General features: G+C 49.4%; 20 protein-coding genes. 11 read left to right on the plus strand and 9 right to left on the minus strand.

Going from position 1 to position 20,555, the window contains the following annotated elements; all coding sequences use genetic code 11:
• Positions 1-100: 100 nt before the first annotated feature.
• From F3F96_RS05545 to F3F96_RS05560, 4 genes are all read right to left on the minus strand, one after another.
• Positions 101-2,155 carry a bifunctional diguanylate cyclase/phosphodiesterase gene (locus F3F96_RS05545; protein ID WP_176962262.1) on the minus strand — a complete coding sequence of 685 codons (2,055 nt, stop codon included), beginning with the start codon at positions 2,153-2,155 and terminating at the stop codon, positions 101-103.
• Between the two features lie 166 nt (positions 2,156-2,321).
• Positions 2,322-3,818 (minus strand): ABC transporter substrate-binding protein, encoded by a 1,497-nt coding sequence (locus F3F96_RS05550; RefSeq protein WP_176962263.1) that lies wholly within the window; start codon positions 3,816-3,818, stop codon positions 2,322-2,324.
• A 202-nt stretch (positions 3,819-4,020) separates the two neighbouring features.
• Positions 4,021-5,277: a class I SAM-dependent RNA methyltransferase gene (locus F3F96_RS05555; RefSeq protein WP_176962264.1), complete on the minus strand. Its 1,257-nt coding sequence runs from the start codon at positions 5,275-5,277 to the stop codon at positions 4,021-4,023.
• On the minus strand, positions 5,274-6,419 hold the full coding sequence (locus F3F96_RS05560; protein WP_176962265.1) for a class I SAM-dependent methyltransferase: 1,146 nt from the start codon (positions 6,417-6,419) through the stop codon (positions 5,274-5,276). The genes F3F96_RS05555 and F3F96_RS05560 overlap by 4 nt, the downstream gene beginning before the upstream one ends.
• Before the next feature lie 63 nt (positions 6,420-6,482).
• Between F3F96_RS05560 and trxA the strand changes: the two genes are divergently transcribed.
• Positions 6,483-6,815, plus strand: a complete 333-nt coding sequence (gene trxA, locus F3F96_RS05565; RefSeq protein ID WP_176962266.1) for a thioredoxin TrxA — start codon at positions 6,483-6,485, stop codon at positions 6,813-6,815.
• Between the two features lie 108 nt (positions 6,816-6,923).
• On the opposite strand, the gene F3F96_RS05570 is transcribed toward trxA, so the two are convergent.
• Both F3F96_RS05570 and F3F96_RS05575 read right to left on the minus strand, forming a co-directional pair.
• Entirely contained in the window at positions 6,924-8,768 is a 1,845-nt protein-coding gene (locus F3F96_RS05570) for a sensor domain-containing diguanylate cyclase (RefSeq protein WP_176962267.1), read from the minus strand.
• 297 nt (positions 8,769-9,065) lie between these two features.
• The gene (locus F3F96_RS05575; RefSeq protein ID WP_176962268.1) at positions 9,066-9,476 is read right to left on the minus strand and encodes a hypothetical protein; all 411 of its coding nucleotides are present in this window, start codon (positions 9,474-9,476) and stop codon (positions 9,066-9,068) included.
• Positions 9,477-9,945: 469 nt separating this feature from the next.
• On the opposite strand from F3F96_RS05575, the gene F3F96_RS05580 reads away from it, so the two are divergent.
• Positions 9,946-10,341, plus strand: a complete 396-nt coding sequence (locus F3F96_RS05580) for a DUF2391 family protein (RefSeq protein ID WP_176962269.1) — start codon at positions 9,946-9,948, stop codon at positions 10,339-10,341.
• Positions 10,342-10,619: 278 nt separating this feature from the next.
• Entirely contained in the window at positions 10,620-11,081 is a 462-nt protein-coding gene (locus F3F96_RS05585; RefSeq protein ID WP_176962270.1) for a tRNA (cytidine(34)-2'-O)-methyltransferase, read from the plus strand.
• A gap of 321 nt (positions 11,082-11,402) precedes the next feature.
• On the opposite strand, the gene F3F96_RS05590 is transcribed toward F3F96_RS05585, so the two are convergent.
• The 3 genes from F3F96_RS05590 to aat all read right to left on the minus strand — a co-directional run bounded on the left by F3F96_RS05590 (position 11,403) and on the right by aat (position 13,902).
• On the minus strand, positions 11,403-12,218 hold the full coding sequence (locus F3F96_RS05590; RefSeq protein WP_176962271.1) for a carbon-nitrogen hydrolase family protein: 816 nt from the start codon (positions 12,216-12,218) through the stop codon (positions 11,403-11,405).
• Positions 12,215-13,102 (minus strand): DUF4438 domain-containing protein, encoded by an 888-nt coding sequence (locus F3F96_RS05595; protein ID WP_176962272.1) that lies wholly within the window; start codon positions 13,100-13,102, stop codon positions 12,215-12,217. The genes F3F96_RS05590 and F3F96_RS05595 overlap by 4 nt, the downstream gene beginning before the upstream one ends.
• 182 nt (positions 13,103-13,284) lie before the next feature.
• Positions 13,285-13,902 carry a leucyl/phenylalanyl-tRNA--protein transferase gene (gene aat / locus F3F96_RS05600; RefSeq protein ID WP_176962273.1) on the minus strand — a complete coding sequence of 206 codons (618 nt, stop codon included), beginning with the start codon at positions 13,900-13,902 and terminating at the stop codon, positions 13,285-13,287.
• Between the two features lie 184 nt (positions 13,903-14,086).
• Here aat and F3F96_RS05605 point away from each other — a divergent pair, with 184 nt between their 5' ends.
• The 8 genes from F3F96_RS05605 (at position 14,087) to F3F96_RS05640 (ending at position 20,499) form a co-directional block, all read left to right on the plus strand.
• Positions 14,087-14,770, plus strand: a complete 684-nt coding sequence (locus tag F3F96_RS05605; protein WP_176962274.1) for a DUF4153 domain-containing protein — start codon at positions 14,087-14,089, stop codon at positions 14,768-14,770.
• Between the two features lie 105 nt (positions 14,771-14,875).
• Positions 14,876-15,502 (plus strand): hypothetical protein, encoded by a 627-nt coding sequence (locus F3F96_RS05610; protein ID WP_176962275.1) that lies wholly within the window; start codon positions 14,876-14,878, stop codon positions 15,500-15,502.
• Between the two features lie 42 nt (positions 15,503-15,544).
• Positions 15,545-16,669 carry a tRNA guanosine(34) transglycosylase Tgt gene (tgt, locus tag F3F96_RS05615; RefSeq protein WP_176962276.1) on the plus strand — a complete coding sequence of 375 codons (1,125 nt, stop codon included), beginning with the start codon at positions 15,545-15,547 and terminating at the stop codon, positions 16,667-16,669.
• Positions 16,670-16,703: 34 nt separating this feature from the next.
• Positions 16,704-17,138: a preprotein translocase subunit YajC gene (yajC, locus tag F3F96_RS05620; RefSeq protein ID WP_176962277.1), complete on the plus strand. Its 435-nt coding sequence runs from the start codon at positions 16,704-16,706 to the stop codon at positions 17,136-17,138.
• A 27-nt stretch (positions 17,139-17,165) separates the two neighbouring features.
• Positions 17,166-18,746, plus strand: coding sequence for a protein translocase subunit SecD (gene secD, locus F3F96_RS05625; protein ID WP_176962278.1), 1,581 nt, complete (start codon positions 17,166-17,168; stop codon positions 18,744-18,746).
• A 10-nt stretch (positions 18,747-18,756) separates the two neighbouring features.
• Positions 18,757-19,701, plus strand: coding sequence for a protein translocase subunit SecF (secF, locus tag F3F96_RS05630; RefSeq protein ID WP_176962279.1), 945 nt, complete (start codon positions 18,757-18,759; stop codon positions 19,699-19,701).
• Positions 19,702-19,733: 32 nt separating this feature from the next.
• On the plus strand, positions 19,734-20,123 hold the full coding sequence (locus tag F3F96_RS05635) for an Mth938-like domain-containing protein (RefSeq protein WP_370465508.1): 390 nt from the start codon (positions 19,734-19,736) through the stop codon (positions 20,121-20,123).
• A gap of 1 nt (position 20,124) precedes the next feature.
• On the plus strand, positions 20,125-20,499 hold the full coding sequence (locus F3F96_RS05640) for a 6-carboxytetrahydropterin synthase (protein WP_176962280.1): 375 nt from the start codon (positions 20,125-20,127) through the stop codon (positions 20,497-20,499).
• Positions 20,500-20,555 lie beyond the last annotated feature (56 nt).

Consider the following 20,555-nt stretch of genomic DNA (forward strand, 5'->3'; position numbering starts at 1 on the left):
AAGTTTGCGCATTATTCGGGGATGGACTACGCTCAAACAAACACAGTAATCCAATACGAGAGGGAAAATGAACCATTCAAGACCTACCCCCTCGGATGCTTTAAGTGTGGCTGGATTTTAGTAACTGCTCAAACTTTTCAATAGGCACTGGCTTGCTAAACAAATATCCTTGAAAGGCATGGCAGCCGTGACGTGCTAAAAAATCTTTCTGAGCATCGATCTCGACCCCCTCAGCAATGACTCTCAAACTTAAACTGTCCGACAAAGAAATGATGGTTTTTGCAATAGCAGCATCATTTGAGTCGGTAAGAATGTTTCTGACAAAACTTTTATCAATTTTAAATTGGTCTAGCGGCAGCCGTTTCAAGTAAGAGAGCGATGAATAACCTGTTCCAAAATCATCTAATGAAAACCTCACACCATGATCTTTAAGTATGGACATTTTGGTAATAATGTTTTCCACATCAGAAACCAACATGCTCTCGGTTAATTCCAATTTCAGCTTGTACGGATTTGCCCCGGCATTACGAAGTGCTGCTAGCACCTGATCAACAAAGTTTTCTTGATGGAATTGATTTGCACTGACGTTTACCGCGATAGAAAGGTGAGCCATGTCCGGCTTTTCAGCCCACTTCGCTAGTTGCATACAGGCGGTTTCCAATACCCAATGCCCCAGCGGTAATACCAAGCCTGTTTCTTCGCATAGGGGAATGAAATCTAGGGGCGACACCAACCCGCGTTGTGGATGTTGCCACCGCACTAAAGCTTCAGCACCGGTGTAGCGACCATCTCCAACGATTTGAGGCTGGTAGTAAACGACAAACTGTCTCTGCGCTAATGCCTCCCGCAGATCTGTCTCAAGTACGGCTCTCTGGGTCACGATTTCCTGCATCTCTGGATCGAAGAATCGTAGCGTATTGCGTCCATCTTCTTTGGATTGATACATGGCAATATCTGCCTGTTTCAACAATTCTTCTGAAGAGAGAAGTTTGCCGCTAAACATGGTAACGCCAATACTGGGGGTACTGTGATGCTGATGCCCTGCAAGCAGGTAGGATTGATTAAGTGTGGCGAGAATCTTTTCACCAGTAACTTCAGTTTGAGCAACGGCTTCAATTTTATTTGCATTCAAACCTTTGAGCATCACAACAAACTCGTCGCCACCCAGTCGTGCCACGGTATCGCTCTCGCGAATGCAAGAAACAAGGCGTTTTGCAACTTGTTGTAAAAGCATATCCCCAACATCATGACCGCGCGTATCGTTCAATGTTTTGAATTTATCGAGATCTATAAACAGCAATGCGCCATAAGAACCGCTACGTTTGGTAGAAGTTAATGCCTGTCCCACACGTTCTAGAAGCAAGCGGCGATTAGGGAGCCGGGTAAGCGAATCGTAGTAGGCTAGGCGGTGAATCTTGGCTTCTGTTTCCTTGCTCCGGCTAATATCAGAAAAGGTGCCTACATAATTTCTTACCCTTCCATCAGGCGCTACAACAGCAGTAATCGTTAGTAGCTCGACATAGATACTGCCATTCTTGCGTTTATTCCACATTTCCCCCTGCCAGAAGCCCTTCTTTAGCAGGATACTCCACATGCGCTGATAAAACGCTTTGTCCTGTCTTCCTGATTTAAGCATTGCCGGTGTCTGACCCAAAGCATCTTCTGAGCTGTAGCCGGTCAAGCGTGTAAAAGCTTTATTCACACGAACAATAACTCCATCAGAATCTGTTATGAGCATCCCTGCTTCAGAGTCAAAGGCGGTAGCGGCGATGCGAAGCTCCTCTTCCGCCTTTACCTTTGCGGTAAAATCAATCCACATGGTAATGGCTAGGGTTCCTATCTGAAGGCTGTGCACTTCAAGCTTCTTCACTTCGCCATTTTTCGCAACGATGTCTAAAAGCATGGGCTGGATTGGCACACCTGATTTTGCAGATTTCTCCAGCATTGTGCCCCAATCCTTTTGAACCTTTTCACGATACGCGTCATCGGGAAAAAAGACCGGCCAATGAGCTTCAACAGTGGGTATATCTGCTTTCGTATATCCGAAAAGCTTTGTAAACGCACTGTTTAAGTAAACAACTTCTCCAGATGGGTTAAAATGCGCTGCAGGCAATGGCAACTGAGATAAGAAGACCTCTGCTTCATATATATTCATAGTGAAAAGACCTCCACCATCTCAGCTTTTGTTCGCCTAAACATGCGATAACAATGACCTTGACTACTCTGCCATGCTTCAACTGATGACAAAATAGATAAGTTGCAAAGAGGACCCTACGGGGTCAGGTCTACTTTTATACCATCAAGATCGAAACTGAAGACTCTTAATTCTTAATCTGAACATCCATCAAGCCGCGTAGGTTGCCATCCGGCATCGGTTTGAAGCCGCTGATGCGCGGGCCGGAGACGGCAATGACCGGATCATACCAGAGTGGGATATAGACCTTATCCTGCTGCATCTTCTGTTGAATCTTCGCATAGATCAGCTTGCGTTCAGGCTGGCTCTCTCCGGCTGCGGCAGCATCTAGCCAGCTATCCACTTGCGGATTGCTGTAGCGGCCACGGTTGGCACCTTTGGGTGGCCACATCTCAGTGTGCAGAATCCAGCGGTAGATATCGGGATCGGTGATGCCCACCCAGGCGAGAGAGAAGACCTGAAAATCACCGCGTTTGATGCGGGCATAGAAACCGCCCCACTCCAGTGATTCAATCGAAACTTTAATACCAACCTGCTGCCACATCGCGGCAATGGCTGTGGCCAGACGCAGGCGGATCGGATCGGTACTGGTTCTATAGTTGAGCACAAAACGGATGCCATCTTTATCCCTAGGGAAACCGGCCTGATCAAGCAGGGATTCGGCTTCAGTGAGATCAAACGGGGTAACTGGCAGCGGATTGGAGGCCCAGTGGCTGGCTGTAAGTACTGTTTCGGCAAGGACAGGCAGATCAGAGAAGAGTGCGGCTTTGAGCTTGTTGCGATCCAGCGCCAGTGCCAGTGCTTTGCGAACGCGAACATCACCTACCACTCTGTCCTGCATATTCAGGCCGATATAGGAGAAGGTGGTGGATGGTGCGGTTTGAATGTTGAGCTGCTTCTGCTCACGAATATAGGGCAGCAGATGCGGCGGCAGATCATTCTGCACAAAGTCGAGTTCACCACGGGTCAGTTTCAGCACCCTTGTGACCGGATCTTTCACACCGTTAAAGCGGATTTTAGCAACGCTGCCGACGTTTTCCCTGCGCTCAAGGGTGATGCCACTCTCACCCCACTCGGTGAGCTTATAGGGGCCACAACCGATGGTTTTGTGTGCATCATGGGGCGCAGAGGCGATCGATGCAGGGAGAATGCCTAGATTCAGACGGGTCAGCAGTGAGGCGTCGGGTTTGGAGAGGTGAATGGTGATTTGATGTTCACTATCAACTTCAACACGTTCAATAGCAGAAAAACTCGCTTTAAGCGGACTGACAAGTTTGGCATCAATGACCGCATTGAGTGTGGCTGCGACATCGTTTGCTGTCACCGGGCTACCATCACTAAAGGTGATGCCCTGCTTAATTCTGAAATGCCACAGCAGTGGCTCAGGGTGGCTCCAGCGCTCGGCCAGATCAGCTTCGGCATTGAATGATGCATCCAGCCTCAACAGGCCACGATGCAGAAAATCCTGCACACGCACCGATGCAGCATCGGTGGCAAAGCGGGGATCAACCGTGATCGGTAGCTGTGCCAGCCCCACGCGCAGCAGGTCACGATCACTCTCAGCCTGCTGGCAACCGGCCAGAAGCAGCACACAAAGAATCGACCTTAAGAGAAAAATTTTCATCAACAGAACAGAGGATGCTTCAATTTTGATTCATGGCAAGGCGTAAGGCGCGCAAAACCGGAGCGTATTGAAATACGTGACTCAGGCATCCACTGCCTTCGCCCTTCGGGCAATCCTTGATTGTCCAAACGGCTCCTGCCTTTTTGTGAGGATTTGAGCACCGAAGCAACGCAGCTATGGGACAAAAGTGGAGTATTCATTTTTATATCCGAGTCCAGAGACTCATCGCCTCTACATGCCCTGCCCCGGGAAAAAGATCCAGTGCACGCAGCGCTTTGAACTGATATCCATGCTTTTTCAGAATAGCACCATCCCTTGCTCCAGCCGCCACATCACAAGAGATCATAATAATCTTTTCCGGCAGCAGACGTGAAATCTGATCACAGATCCGTTTGGCACCTCGCCTTGGCGGATCAAGCAGCAGCAGATCAGCGCCGATATAGGGCTCGATATCAAAATCCTCAAAGAGATTAGCCTCTGTAAAGCTGGCTTTAACATGCAGCGCTTTGGCATTGGCTGCTGCCGCACGCACACTGGCGGCATTAAGTTCTGCACCGAAGACCTCTGCCCCGCTCGCTGCTGCAAGTGGCAGCGAGAGATTGCCGATACCACAGAAGAGATCGGCAATACGTCTTGGTTTTCCGGCCCAATCCTGAATCTGGGCAATCAACTCACGGTTCCCTTCAACCTGCCCCTGCACAAACCCATCCGGGCCAACCGTAACTGCCACATCCAGGTTTCCTGCAGGCAGCTGGTCATGAAGTGGGATAACAGGCTTCTTCAATGGCCGGGTGATACCCTGAGCATCCCGCCACCACCACTGCAGAACCAGTGCATCAAGTTCATCGGTGGCAATCGACTCAGGCGGATGCTCTGTTTCGATAATGAGATGAATACCATCATTAAGCTGCAATGCCTGCACTGATGCCACACCGTTCAGATGCATATTTTTTTCAATCAGGCGGGCGAGTTGATTAAGCTGAGGTGTGACAACCAGACAATCACGATGGCGCACCGGCTGATGGCTGGCAAAGGCTTTAAAGCCAAGAAACAGCCCCGCCCTGTCACTGCCCACTGACCAGCGGACACGCCTGCGAAAACGATCTTCCTGCCATACAATCGGTAACCACGCCGTATCACTCTTTATGAACGGTGCAAACGCACTTTTCACCCACTCCGATTTCAGTTTGGCCTGATCAGAGCCAGAGATTGATTGTAGCGCACAACCTCCACAAAGAGTTGCAACAGGGCAGGCTGGCGTGATGCGCTGATCAGAGGCTTCAAGCACCTCGACAATCTCGCCACGCCATACGCCACGCCGCTTTCCAGAGATATGTACGGCCAACTCATCACCGGGCACGGCATTGGCAACCAGCACAGTGTCACCATCTGCATGCACCAGCGCCTCACCGCCGGGCAGTATCGGGCCAGCACGCCCCTTCAGGGTTTTACCGATCATCGCTGTAGATGATCCAGATGATCAAACTGACTGAGATAATCAGGGCGTGCGCTCTCAACCCCTTTTGCCTGTCCCAATATCTTAAACACCTCACCCATGCCGTATGGCATCAATACCCGTTTGGCGTGCGCCATCAGATGCATGCTGGCGGCATCATTCTGCATCGCCAGCGACTGCACAAAGGCTTGTACTGATGGTGATTGCGCAAGCCAGCCACCCTGCGACATCCAGAGCAGTGGAGTCAGACCAACGGCTCTGCCAGCCTTTACCAGCGCCGTGAAATCGACATGGGCTGTGATATCGCGACTGCCGGGATCTTCCAACACATCCTCACTGGCGGCCTGACCGATATGAGCCATCAGTGAACCCTCACGCCTGCCCTCGCGGTAGTACTCCTGCTGTGAATAGCCGTAATCATTGGTAAAGATAAAACCGCGCTCAACGATAGCGGCCAACTGCTCTTGCCACTCTTTCAGACCCGGATTCCACTCACTGACATAACCATCCTGCCAACCTGCAATCAGTTCATCTGCAATCTCTGGCCCATCATCAATAATCTTTTCACCATTTTTCCAATCAAAACCTGCCTCAGTGGCGACCACACCACGCTCATAAAAAGCACCACCTGAGTGAGCAAAACAGCGCACCGGAAAGGCATCGGGCAGCTCATTACTGAAAACAATAATATTTTCGCGTGGTTCAACCGCATCAAGTGTGGAGACAACGTCAACGTCAAAACCGGATGCGCCAAACAGTTCGATCTGGCGCTGACGCAACTGCGCACTACGCTCAACCGAGATCACAGCTGTGGGTTGCGTCATATTAAACTGGGCGATCATGCCCAGCGTTGAAGCCAGTAGTTTGCCGGAACCGGAACCCTGCTCCAGTAGTGTCCACTGCGCCGGCTCACCCAGCTCTTTCCATGCCCAGAAGAGCAGATCGGCAAAACCGAGTGATAACCAGGGGCCAAGTTCAGGAGCAGTGACAAAATCCCCTTTTTCACCGAAAACGGTTTTCGATTCGTAATAACCGAGTCCCGGTTCGTAAAGCGCAGCCTGCATAAATCGGTCAAAAGGGAGGAAACCATCACCCTCTTGAATCCGGTTTTGAATCATCTTATATAACTGTTGATGCTCGGACATGGTTGACGCTTTTACCCCCCAGGACTAACTTGTCGTGCAATTCCAATCCAAAGAGGAAATTAAATGTCTTCAGATTTAATCATTCATGTCAGTGACGAAAGTTTTGATGCCGATGTACTAAAAGCAGGCGGCCCTGTCGTCGTTGACTTCTGGGCCCCATGGTGCGGCCCGTGCAAACAGATCGCCCCGATTCTGGACGAAGTTGCAGGCGAGAAGCAAGGTCAGGTAACAATCGCCAAAATCAATATCGATGATAACCCGAACACGCCGGGCAAATATGGCGTTCGTGGCATCCCTACATTGATGCTTTTCCGCGACGGCAACGTTCAGGGCACCAAAGTTGGCGCAGTCAACAAAGCCAAGCTCACCGAGTTCATCGACGAGCATCTGGACTGATTCCAGCGCAATCACATTACAAAGGCAGGGCTAACCCCCTGCCTTTTTTGTTTCCATAAAACTGGGACACATCATCTGAACGCCTGATAACACCCAAAGCAGAGATGGCTATTCTGACGATGGATCAACCATAGGATATGAGACCGAACGATTCCTGCCATTCTGTTTCGCGAGATAAAGGGAATTATCGGCACCCTTCAACAGCTCCTCAGATGATTGTTTCTCTATCTGACTTAACGATTTGATACCGATTGAAATCGTATATTGAATGCTTTGATCATCATACCTCACCACCATGTTTTCCACCTTCTGCCGAAGGCGCTCAGCAAAGACCATGGCATTTTCTGGCGATGTTTGAGGGAGAATAATGACAAACTCTTCGCCGCCGTAGCGGGCGCATGTATCCACACTGCGAACCAGTCCTTTCATGAGAGTGGCTAACTCCACGAGACAGGCATCACCGGCCTGATGACCATAGGTATCATTGATCTGTTTGAAATAATCCAGATCCAGCATCAGCAGAGAGAGCGGTGTCTGGAATCGGATAGCACGCTGCACCTCATCTTCCAGTTTCCGGTTCATGTAGATGCGATTATAAATTTCTGTCAGACCATCGATATTGGCCTGCCTCTGCAGCTTGAACTGAAGCTGTTTGCGTTCGGAGATATCGACATGTGTTCCAATTAAGCGTTTATACCCATTATCTCCCTTTGCAGATACACCTCTGCCGCGAGCCAGAATATCCACCCAATGCCCATCCTTATGCTGCATTCTGAATTCGACCTCATACTTGGATATTTTCCCACTCAGGTAATCATCAATAGCTTGTTTTGCTTTATTGATATCATTCGGGTGAACCAGCCGCTCCCATGTGTCAAAGCTGTTTTCCAACTCATCCTCACTGTATCCCAACATGGATTTCCAGCGTTTGGAAAAGACAACATCGTTGGTTTTAAGGTTCCAGTCCCACAAGCCATCGCTGGATCCCTCCATGGCAAGAGAAAACCTCTCTTCACTATCTGCCAGAGCTTGCTCCGCTATTTTTCGCTTGGTTAAATCATGGATAAATGCAAATCCCCTCAGCGCCCCATCAAATGGGGCCACCGTAGCACTGACCTCCACGCAAACAGTTCTGCCATCTTTGCAGCGGTGTCTGGTTTCAAATCTGGCCCTCCCCTTATCTGCGATATCTTTGATGTGATCAGCTACTTCATCAGCTCTTTCTCTAGCCTCCAGATCGGCAACATTCATACGCATCAGCTCTTCTCTGCTGTAGCCAGTTAATTCACAGTAGGCGTCGTTAACTTCCAGCAGATTGCCGTTTTCATCTGTCATCCAATATCCCTCATTCGCGGTGCGAATAGAGATCCTGTAACGCTTTTCTTGCGCCAGCTTCTCTTCTTCCAACAGCTTTCTCTCTGCTTCCTGTTTATAAAATATAAAGCCTATACCAATAACGAGTGATACTAAGAGGAAAACAACGGCACCTAGAATTAACCCAAGGTTTCTGACCTCCTGAGCGATAGCCTGCCTCAGGGTTTCCTCAACCTCCTGTGCCTGTTCCATTGCCTTATTGTAAGAGGCATCAAAAACCTGATCGATGGCGCTGCCAATGGCACTATCCTTACCTGGCTCTAAGCGTTGATGGGCAATTTCTTTCAGGTCGTGCAATAAAATAAGAACCTGATTAATTTCCTCATGTAAAAGTGGATCATCCAGAGGTATGTATTCCCCTTCATGATTTGTTCCTCCATGCAGCATGGCATTGGCATACCACTCTGCATGATCCAAGTGCATCCACACTTCATTGGCATCGACGCTTGGATCACCCTGCACCAGCTCCTCAAACCAGAGGTGGAACTCTGTTGTATGAGTCATGACCTCCTGAGCAGCATCTGCCAGTGGTACATGGTGGTCTGACATATTTAAGCCGATTCTGAACATCATGAACATGGAGACAGTCATAGCTATCGCGACAGCCACAATCATACTGTAAACCAGCTTCGGATTAATAATGGAGTTATAAAATCTCACTTGATACTGAGCCCTCCAGTGAAGCAACCAATTGTGGCCTGAGGGGTATCAACCCTAGCTCTACAATCAATACCCTTATCGCTAGTTTAGCATAAATCAGACCATTAAATGTGCGCGATCTATGCGAATAACACGGCTTTTAGAGAGCCTGCTAAAAGCTTATTGACTATAAGTTGTCTGGAAGAGGCTCAATTGCATGGAAGGAGTTCAATCCTCCTAATTTATAAATGCAGTGATAGCGCTGGCCAATTCATCTTCACCTTGAGTAATCCAGGAAATAGCCTCGTTCAATTCTGTGAATATTTTTACATCTTTTCTCTGTTCTAAAGAACTAGCTCGATAGCCTTCAGCCATTCCCTGTAATAACGGGGTATCGTTAATGAGTAATGCAAGTAACCACTCAGGTTTATCTCCAATATGATTTGCAACATGCCGGACACCGTGCACAGTTAATTCATCAATATTCGAAATCTCCCTGCAATCAATGAACTCCTTCATGTCAGGAATGCTCTGAGTTTTCTCAGCATGAGAAGTGACAAGATCTAAGAGCGTTTTATCATCAACCACACCAAATAGCTTGATGAGTACAAAACCATGCTCTTCCATGTAATGAGTGCTAAATCCCATAGAGACATTATAACAATTCATAATATCATAGAAAAGTTTTTCCTTTGGCGGGAAAACAGGGTCTGTTTTGAGAGCATGAAATAATAACAGCACCCTTGCGTAGTGAATGATTATTTGTGGCCGAAATTCAAACTATTGCGTTGGAGAGCGTTGAGACTAAGCCTTTAGGCCGATGAAATCTCCGTTACATATCATTTGCCATGTTTGGCCGGATCGCTCGCTTGATCCAGATTAACGGCGTATAGTGGTCGGGAAAGGGTTTACTTATGTCGACATTAATAGCCACACCGGGTTTTGAATCACAGCCACTGCATCTTCAAGGTGCAAAGTCAGTGATTCTGGTTGTTTCATTAATTTCTGCGATATTTGGATGGTTAAATATTAGATTTATTACTGCAAAAAGAGATAACAGATCACCTCATTCGACACCAAATAGCGTCGAAAATCATTCGAACAGTAAGGGAAAACCATGAACTTAAACTTCAACTCAGAGGATGCCAGCCAGGTTGCAATTGGAGCTTTTGCTTTAGCAGTTCCAGTTGCGTTCTCTGAAGAGGCATGGAGGCTGGGCGAGACACTTCCTATAACGAATCTGCTAACACTATTTCTTCTCTCTATGTCGTTCCTAACCTTTTACGCATATCAAAGTGTATTTCAAGGCAAGGTTAAACACAGAATGCCTGCTTTTTTATGGCGTATAGCCATTGCTTATGCGATTACAGCATTGGTGGTTGCGTTAGTACTGTTTTCTTTAAATAAATTCCCGTTACTTACAGATACGGTTGTTGCATTTAAACGCTTAATAGTCATCTCTATGCCTGCTTGTATGGGTGCTATTATTGTGGATAGCTTTGATAAAGAATAAATACTGAAGAGCAACACCCGAAACGGTTCGTCACTATTGCACTGGATGGCATTCTGACTAAGCCTTCTGTCACATGAATACACCTCTACATATCGTCCTCGTTGAGCCTGAGATTGACTCAGGGCATCCAAGCCCTTCGCCCTTCGGGCATGCCTGTGGCACGTCCACAATTGTACAGGATAGTACAATTGCACGCGCAAGCGCCCCACAAGGGTGGCGCACATGATGTGCGCCATGAATTTGGCGATCCTGCCAAATTGTCCCCCTGGAGGCCTCTCATGACGCCTCCACTGCACATCGTGTTAGTGGAGCCTGAGATCCCTCCTAATACCGGCAACATTGCACGGCTGTGTGGCTGCACGGGTTGCACACTGCATCTGGTGCATCCGCTCGGGTTTGATGTCGATGAAAAAGCGGTACGGCGAGCAGGGCTGGATTACTGGCAACATCTGGATATTCATCACCACCAGAGCTGGCAGGAGGCGCGTCAGTTTATCGGGATAGAGCGCAACTGGTACGGACTCAGTTCGAAGGTGAAAACCAGCTTCTGGGATGTGCAGTACAAGCCCGGAGACGTGCTGGTTTTCGGCCCTGAAACCAGAGGTTTAAGTAGCTCCATTTTAGAGGAGATAAATGGCGTAACCATCCCGATGCGGGAGGATGCTCCGGTGCGCTCACTGAATCTCTCCAATGCCTGCTCCATCGCCGTGTTTGAGGCGCTAAGACAGCTTAAACAGTGATATAACAGGAATTATCCACCGCAGACATAGTCCCATTAAGGTTTTTTAAGAATTAGCTCCGCCAGCTCAAAATAGCCTCATAAAGCAATATCTAACATGCTATTAATAAAGGTGTTTTTATATCGCCTAAAATTTAGGCAGTAATCATGCTGTATGAACGAAGGTAAGTTAAACATCAAACGGTGAAGTTTTATCCACCAAGTTATCCACAGCTTCTGTGGATAGCATCGGTAAGCCCTTACTTTTCAACAGTTAGCAGCTTTTCAGGCTGTGAATGAGAAATTATTGAGTCGGTTTAAGGTAATTAACAGAAGTGTTGAATCAGAGCTTTTTATGCTGCAAAACAGGCATCGATGCCCGCACCTGCTCCAGCTTCTGCATAGAGAGTTCAGCACTTATAAACCCCTCCCCTTCAGCAAGCTCTTCCACCACTTCTCCCCAGGGATTAATGATCATACTGTGCCCCCAGGTCTGCCTGCCATCGGGGTGTCTTCCCGACTGGGCAGAGGCCAGCATATAACACTGATTCTCAATCGCCCTTGCTCTGAGCAGAGGCTGCCAGTGAGCACGCCCAGTTATAGCTGTAAATGCAGCCACATTGACCAGCAGCTGACAGCCTGCATCGACATAGCGGCGATAGAGTTCGGGGAAACGCAGATCGTAACAGATGCTCAGACCAACCTTGAAACCTTCTATGCTGACGGTAACAGGTTTCTCCCCCGCCTCAATCAGTGCCGACTCATGGTAGGACTCGCCATTGTATTCCATATCAAAGAGATGAATCTTATCGTAGAGCGCGATGAGATCGCCCTTGGCATCATAAACCGGGCACACATTGCGAATCTTCCCGTCACGACCGCTGAGCAACAGCGTGCCGCCAATAATGGCAATGCCGTGCTGAACAGCCTGCTGTGAAAGAAATTTGAGTATTGATGAGTCAGCCTGATCTTCGACCAGCGCCCGCTTCTCCTCTTCACTACCACCCATAAAAGCGAAGTTCTCAGGCAGCACCACCAGTTTGGCCCCAGCCTCTGCCGCTTTTGCCAGCAGAGAGGTTACTACCGCAAGGTTTCGCTCGATCTCTTTTACGGAGCAGATCTGTATGCAGGCGACCTTCAGTGTCGCATCACCACTCATTCGACTGCAAAGCGGCCAATGGATCTGATGGCACCGATATTGGCCGTTTCACTGATCACCGGCAGCAGCTTGCCGTTACAGGCACTCATCAGGGTCATCATGCCCGGTCCGTGACCGGCCAGTGGCGAATCGGAGTGAATCACAACACCAATCGTAACCGCCCCTTTGCGATAGGTGCGTCCGTAGCGATTGTCGTGATCCAGCACTGCAACAAAATCACCGAAACGAAGTCGCTCCATGCCGTTCTCTTTCACCATATCCTCATCATGACAGAGGATGTCGTAGTCGCCGGTAGCCACTGAGAGCGCACCGATACCCGAACCCATAGCATGGCCGGGCACGATCACATGCACCGGCACCTCGATCTTGCCATCCTCACGCTCAACAAGACCCCAGGCGTCGAGCAGATCCGGATCGAGGTTGTAGATAAACACCTCAGGATGATCGATGAGTTTCAACCCCTGTCCGCACCCTTTAACAAGAAATTTGTCATCACAGGTCAGCTTATCCAGTGTACTATCAGGGAAATCGAGCATCAGGTGCTCAACACCGCCATGGTGACCAAGTACGGTGCCTTTAGCCCCTTTGGCAGCACCGGAAATCACCGTGGCCCGGTTACCACAACAGGCGAGAAACTGGTACCCTGACTCACATTTTCGATTCTTGTGCGTCATGGTCGTGGATACGCCCGGCTCAATATGTTCACCGGCCCAGCCAAAGACCGAATCACCGATTTTCACGTTATAGGTGATGCCACCGGTGGAGGGCCAGGAGAAGACTTCACCGGCAGAACCCACTTCAAACGGTGCCCACTGATGCGCCGGAGCAACAGAGCCCTGCACGGCGGTTTGCACTAACTGATCACGATTACTCTTCAGACTCATATTATTATTCCTTTTTTCACCGCAAATTACGCAAAGGGACGCAAAGTAAAATCAATATTTGTCATAATAACCAATAGGCAACCATCGGCTCCCTGCAATACTGATCACTCCTCTTGCCTACCTTTGCGTCTTTTGCGGTTCAATATCTCATCTTCGATTAGAAACGAAAAGCTACCAGATAATCAATCACTGATCCGGTTGAGAAATTCGCGTCGAGAAATCTCACGCGCACCAAGGCTCTGCAGATGGGCGGTGTGAAACTGGCAATCAATCAGCTTCCAGTTTTCAGACAAGGCCCGCTCACACAGTGCCGCCAGCGCCACTTTAGAGGCATCGATTTCACGACTGAACATCGACTCGGCAAAAAAGACACCGTTGTGCAGTACACCGTACAGCCCGCCGATCAACTTATCCTGCTGCCACACCTCTACCGAGTGGGCATAACCCTCTGTAAACATAGCCTGATAGGCCGTGATCATCTCAGGCAGGATCCAGGTACCACTCTCGCCTTGGCGTGGAATCGCTGCACAGGCATGGATCACCTCAGCAAATGATTCATCAAATGAGATGGAATAGAGATTCTGTCGCATACGTCGGGCCAGACGTCTGGAGCAGTGAAAATCTACAGGAAAGAGCACCATGCGCGGATCCGGCGACCACCAGAGAATCGGCTGCCCCTCTGCATACCAGGGGAAAATACCCCGGCTATATGCCGCCAGCAGCGTTTCCGGCTGCAGATTACCCCCGGCAGCCAGCAGTCCATCATCATCAGCCTGTTCTGGATCAGGAAATTCGATCATAGGACAAATCATATCTCAGCATCTGTTTAATGATACGTTAGCCTGTAAATCCGTTATTTGCAGCCGCCTCTTGATGGATTCAGAACTAAATGCCATAGTTCGTATATTATTTTATTAGATTATTAGAATACGTTTAATATTATAACCTGAAAATGTGCAATCCCCGCACGTGAGAGAGGATATTATGAACGATCAAAGCAAGCTCCCCCCCCTTGAACAATTCAAGCAGGATGATTCAGAAATCCGTAAAAAGATAACTAAAGCCCATCGGCTTCAAACCATCACATGGACAGTAAGTGTACTTCTGGCAGCAATACTCTTGGGGGGGCTGGTTTTCGCCCACTCGCAGCATCTGGATACCCTTACAGAGATGGCGGATGATTTATCACTGATCATGATGACTGTAACGATTCTGGTTACATCCGGATATATTGTCTTTATCTTCTTCTATTTTGGAACTGTACGAAGAATTTACCATGCTCACAGCGTCATCCATCAGCGCCTGAAAGATCAAGTAGATCCTGATGAACACCCCAAATTCTCATGGCACAGCTATTTCAGAAAAGAAGATACTGAACCCCGCAATAGTGGCTTTGGTGTCATCCTTGCCATCACCACGAAGATTATCACCCTTTTTGTGCTCATTCTCATTTCTCAATTCGGCTGGATGCACATGAAAGCCGTCAGTGGTCATGAGCTACAAACAGAACATTATGCCTATCTTGGCCTTATTGATCTGACCCTGTTTTCCAGCCTCGTTCTGTTTATTATTGTACTGGTAGCAGTTCGCATCGGCGTTCTTGGCAAGCAGAAGGATCCACATGGAACAACCGGCAAAGGTAATTACTATGAGCCAGATCAGGATTAATCAGGAAAACCTTGCCCGATTATCCCTGACTTGCTGTAACCGGCCTTAAAGTTAGTCTGCTGCGCCATTGAATAGATGCGCAGATCAGACAACATGGGGTTATAAATGAACGAAGCTTCGATTTCCACAGCACTTGAGCAGTTCCAGAAAGAAGAGAGGCAGGTTCGAGACAAGGTTCTGCGCCTCAAACGTTTAAAAAACATCATCTGGCTTGTAATCGCCCTGCCTACCACTGTTCTGGCCGCATTAATTGCTTACAACCACACCACAATGGAACCTCAGGCACTGGCCGAATTCGCGATTCCCCTACTGAAGTGGGGTTCGCTGGCCTGCACCATCATCTATCTCGCCTATATCGTGATGCATATGCCGCTTGTTCGCGCCATCTATCAGGCCAAAAGTGAAATCTATCCACGCTATAATGCTGCAGCTGCAGATACAGAGCAGAAAACATTTCAGTGGCAATCCTACTTCTCTAAAGATGAGAAGAGCTCTTCAAGCGGTAAAACTGCTGCACTGCTACTGGGAGCCAAAGTATTCAGCCTCTTTATGCTGATTATCTTCTATCAGTTCTCATGGATACATGCGCTGGGTCGCATCGGTGTGGAGCTGAACAATGAGCACTACTCGTTCATGGGATTTATTGATTTCGCACTCTTCTCTTCGCTGGTTCTTTTCGCTGTTGTGCTGATCTTCACCCGCGTCTCCTCACTGGCGAAAAAAACAAGCTGAATCCCTTGCTGCAATGCGGTACAGACGTCAGTCTGCGCCGCCATGTCCTCCCTCAGTTTTGAAATCCTCGCCAAAGATGAAACCGGTTATGCCCGTGCCGGTCGTGTGCAGTTGCCACACGGCAGTGTCGAAACACCTGTTTTCATGCCGGTTGGCACACAGGCGACTGTAAAAAGTCTTACCCCTGCCGACCTCACCGATGATATTGAAGCCTCTATTATTCTCGGTAACACCTATCATCTGATGCTGCGCCCGGGTGCTGATCTGGTGGAGAAGATGGGTGGTTTGCATAAATTCATGGCCTGGGATCGCCCTATCCTGACCGATTCCGGTGGTTTTCAGGTCTGGTCTCTCGGTGAACTGCGCAAGATCGAAGCGCACGGTGTCCGTTTCCGCTCCCATATTGATGGCCGTGAAGTATTCCTCGGCCCCAAAGAGAGCATGGATATCCAGCGTAAACTCGGCAGTGATATTGTCATGGCCTTTGACGAGTGCACCCCCTACCCGGCCACCTATGAAGAGGCCAATGATTCGATGCAACTCTCCATGCGCTGGGCTGCAGAGTGTCGTGAATACCTGCCGGTCAACGAGACACAGGCGCTGTTTGGTATTGTACAGGGTGGCATGTATCCGGAACTGCGTATCGAGAGTCTGCAAGCAATCTCTGAGATCGATTTTGAAGGCATTGCTATTGGTGGCCTCTCGGTCGGTGAACCCAAAGAGGAGATGATGGCGATGATGGATGCGCTGGCTCCGCATCTTCCGCAAGACAAACCGCACTACGTGATGGGCGTGGGCACACCCGATGATCTGATTGAAGGTATTGATCGCGGTATCGACATGTTTGACTGTGTGATGCCCAGCAGAAATGCGCGTAATGGCACCCTTTTCACCGATGATGGCAAGATCAACATCAAAAACCTTAAACATTTCGATGATGCGTCGCCAATCATGGAATCGTGTAACTGCTACACCTGCAAGAACTTTTCCCGCGCTTACCTGCGCCATCTGTATATGGCAAAGGAGATTTTAAGTTCGAGGTTGAATACCTTGCACAATCTTCACTACTATTGCCATCTCATGTCTCGGGCCAGAACCGCACTGATTGAGGGGAATTGGCCCGAATTCCGTGACAAGTTTTTACAACGCTACCGCGGTGAAGCATAATCGCCGTCTATTGATATTCAGGAGTTATAACATCATGAAAACAGTTTTCTCTCTCTCTTTCGCATCTATTGCTGCTGCGATGAGCTTTATTACCCCGGCCTTTGCTGAGGGCGCTGCTGCAGATGGCGGTTTCGCCTCTCTGATTCCACTGCTGCTGATCATGGTGATTTTCTACTTCCTGCTTATCCGTCCACAGCAGAAGAAACTGAAAGAGCATCGCGGCATGGTCGACTCGCTGAGTAAAGGTGACAAGGTAATGACCGGTGGTGGCGTCTACGGCAAAATCACTGCCGTCAACGAAGATACCCTGAAGGTTCAAATTGCTGAGGGTGTAGTGATTAAGGTTAAGCGCGACACCGTGGCCGGCCTTGCTGAAACAGCACCGGCCAAACCGGCTGCCAAACCTGCTGCCAAACCGGCTGCCAAACCTGCTGAAAAAGCAGACGCAAAAGCAGACGCAAAAGACTAACAGTTTTTTTAAACAAGGATTTCATTCATGCATAGCTTTCCACGCTGGAAATACGGGCTCATTCTGACCGTACTTGTGGTCTCCCTGATGGGAGCCCTGCCCAACCTCACCACACCACCATCATGGTGGCCATCTGCTCTGAGTACTCCGATGACCCTCGGCCTTGATCTCAAAGGCGGCATCCATCTGGTACTCGATGTTGATGTGGATAAAGCTGTATCACACAGCGTTACCGGTGATATCGACACAGCCCGTCAGGCGCTGCGTAAAGAGCGCATCCGCTACAGCAAGCTGAGCAGTGACAGCACCAGCATGACCATCGTGATCAAAGAAGCTACCGAGATCGATGCTGCCGCAAAGATTCTGGAAGAGAATTTCAACACCTATGCGATTAGCAATCCGGCTGGCAGCACCTTTGTTCTTAACCTGAAACCTGAAACCGCCAAAGAGCTTAAGAAGTTCGCTGTTGATCAGGCGATTGAGGTGATTCGTAACCGTATTGATGCGCTGGGCACCACTGAACCGACCATCATCAAACAGGGTGAGCGTCGTATTCTGGTACAGATCCCCGGTTTTGAAGACAGCGCCCGTGCTAAAGATATGATCGGCCGCACTGCCCAGCTTGAGTTCAAAATCGTGGATGAGAAGGGTGACCTTGATAAAGCACTTTCAGGCAGCATCCCTGCCGGTGATATCATCATGTATGGCCCCGAGCAGACCCGTAATGGCAAGAGCTACCGTCAGCCCTATCTGCTGAAAAAACGTACTGAACTATCAGGCAATGAAATTGCCGATGCGCGTGTTTCAATTGACTCCCGCTACAATGAGTATGCCGTTACCCTGAAGTTCAACACCAAAGGCGCACGTAAATTTGATAAGCTGACAGCAGCCCATGTCGGTGAGCGTTTTGCCATTATCCTTGAAGGTACCGTCAACTCTGCACCGGTGATTCGTGAACGCATCGCCGGCGGCTCTGCCCAGATTACCGGCAGTTTCTCACCGGAAGAGGCGCATGATCTGGCCATTATCCTGCGTGCCGGTGCCCTGCCCGCTCCGGTTAAAGTGGTCGAAGAGCGCTCCATCGGCCCGAGCCTGGGTCAGGACTCTATTGATCAGGGTATCAACTCCATCCTTATCGGCTCGGTACTCGTACTGATCTTTATGGGCCTCTACTACCGTTTGTTCGGCATGGTCGCCAACGTTGCACTGGTCTTCAATATGCTGCTGATTCTGGCGGCCATGAGCATTATCGGTGGCACCCTGACCCTGCCCGGTATCGCCGGTATCGTACTGACTATCGGCATGGCCGTGGATGCCAATGTGCTGATCTTTGAGCGAATACGTGAAGAGCTAAGGCTAGGCAAAACACCGCTGGCAGCCATTGATGGTGGTTATGATAAAGCACTCTCAACCATCGTTGATGCCAACATCACCACGCTGATCGCCGCTATCGTTCTCTTCCAGTTCGGCTCCGGTCCGGTGAAAGGTTTCGCAGTCACCCTCTCGGTTGGTATTCTGGCATCGATGTTCACTGCTATCACTGTCACGCGCGGCATCATCGCCTTCTCAACCGCCAAACGTAACCGTATCGAAAAACTGAGCATCTGAGGCTACTGATATGCAACTGATCCGTTCTGACATTAACGTCGATTTTATCGGCAAGAGAAAATTCGCCCTGATTGTTTCAGGTATCATGCTGCTGGTTTCGCTCGGCGCACTGGCTGCCAAGGGGTTGAACTTCGGCATCGACTTCACCGGCGGTACGCTGGTTGAAGTTAAATTTGAAACAGCACCTGCAATTACTGATGTTCGTGCCGCCCTCTCTCCCAAAGGTTATGGCAATGCAGTGATTCAGGAGTTTGGTGCTCCTGAAGAGATTCTGATTCGCGTTCAGAACGAAGAGGCTGAAAACTCATCGATCATCAGCACAGCTATTCTTGATGGTCTTGCCGAGAAGTTCGGTGCGGATGCCATTGAGATGCGCAGGGTTGAGTTTGTCGGCCCACAGGTGGGTGAAGAGCTGACCCGTGCAGGTATCATGGCTGTATTGATCGCCATGCTGGCTATTCTGATCTATGTCACTTTCCGTTTTGAGTTCCGCTTTGCACTCGGTGCTGATGCAGCCCTGCTGCACGATATCACCATCGTGCTTGGCCTGTTTGCACTTACCGGCAAAGAGTTCTCACTGCCGGTGATTGCCGCACTGCTGACAGTGATCGGCTACTCGCTGAATGATACCATCGTGGTCTTTGACCGCATCCGTGAAAACTTCGCTGCTAACCGCAAACGCAAGAATCCGCATGATGAGAAACTGGTAGTCAACGACTCGATTAATCAGACGCTGTCGCGTACCGTGATGACCTCCGTTACCACATTGCTGGTGGTGCTTGCCCTCTTCTTCCTCGGCGGTGAAGTGATTCACGATTTTGCCTTTGCACTGATTGCCGGTATTTTTGTCGGTACCTACTCCTCGATCTATGTTGCCAGCCCGGTCATGCTGGCACTTGCAGGACGTTTTAAAGGCAACGAAGAGGAGATCAAGGAGATGGAGGCCAGGCCCTGAGCTCCTCCCTGCCTTCAGGCAAGAAGATTTAAGTGAAAGGTGATATCTCATCTCGACTACCGGGTGGAACACTACTGTTCACCGGTTACGATGATGCTCAGATCAGTATCAACCGCAAAGCCTACCCGAGTGGTCTCTGTATCCATGCTAATGCTATAACAGCCCCCTGGGGGCCTGAGAAGCTTAGTGAGCTGACGACAGAGCAGCTGACCATGCTTATGGAGCCGGCACCTGAAATTCTGATTCTTGGTACAGGCCGTCAGACCGCATTCCCCTCTGCGGAGATTCTGGAGTTTGTCAGCAGCAGAAAGATTGGACTTGAGTGTATGGATAGCCGTTCGGCTGCCCGCACCTACAATATCCTCATTGAAGAGGGGCGGACCGTATCAGCAGCGCTGCTGCTGCCCAGTGCCCGGAGATAAAATGGCAATTTTTGAACTATCCATCCAGACCCACTTCTCGGCTGCCCATAGTCTGCGTGACTATCCCGGTGACTGTGCGCGCCTGCATGGCCACAACTGGCATGTACGGCTCTTCATCGAGTGTGAAGAGCTCGATGAGATCGGCCTGGGCATTGACTACAAAATTATGAAAAACGAGCTCAAAGCGGCTCTGGAGCCATGGGATCACTATAACCTGAATGATGTGGCACCGTTTGATAGCATCAACCCATCCAGTGAAAATGTTGCACGCGAATTGTACAGAGAGATGAGTGCACGCCTTGATGATGATCGTATCCGGGTTTCTCGCGTTGAGATCTCAGAAACCTGCACAGCCAAGGTTACCTACCGCCCATAAATAAAACGTGGGCCACAATGGGCCCACGTTTCTCTGATCTTAGATCAGTTTAGAGT

Source organism: Mariprofundus sp. NF (genome assembly GCF_013387455.1).
In the GTDB taxonomy this organism is placed as follows: domain Bacteria; phylum Pseudomonadota; class Zetaproteobacteria; order Mariprofundales; family Mariprofundaceae; genus Mariprofundus.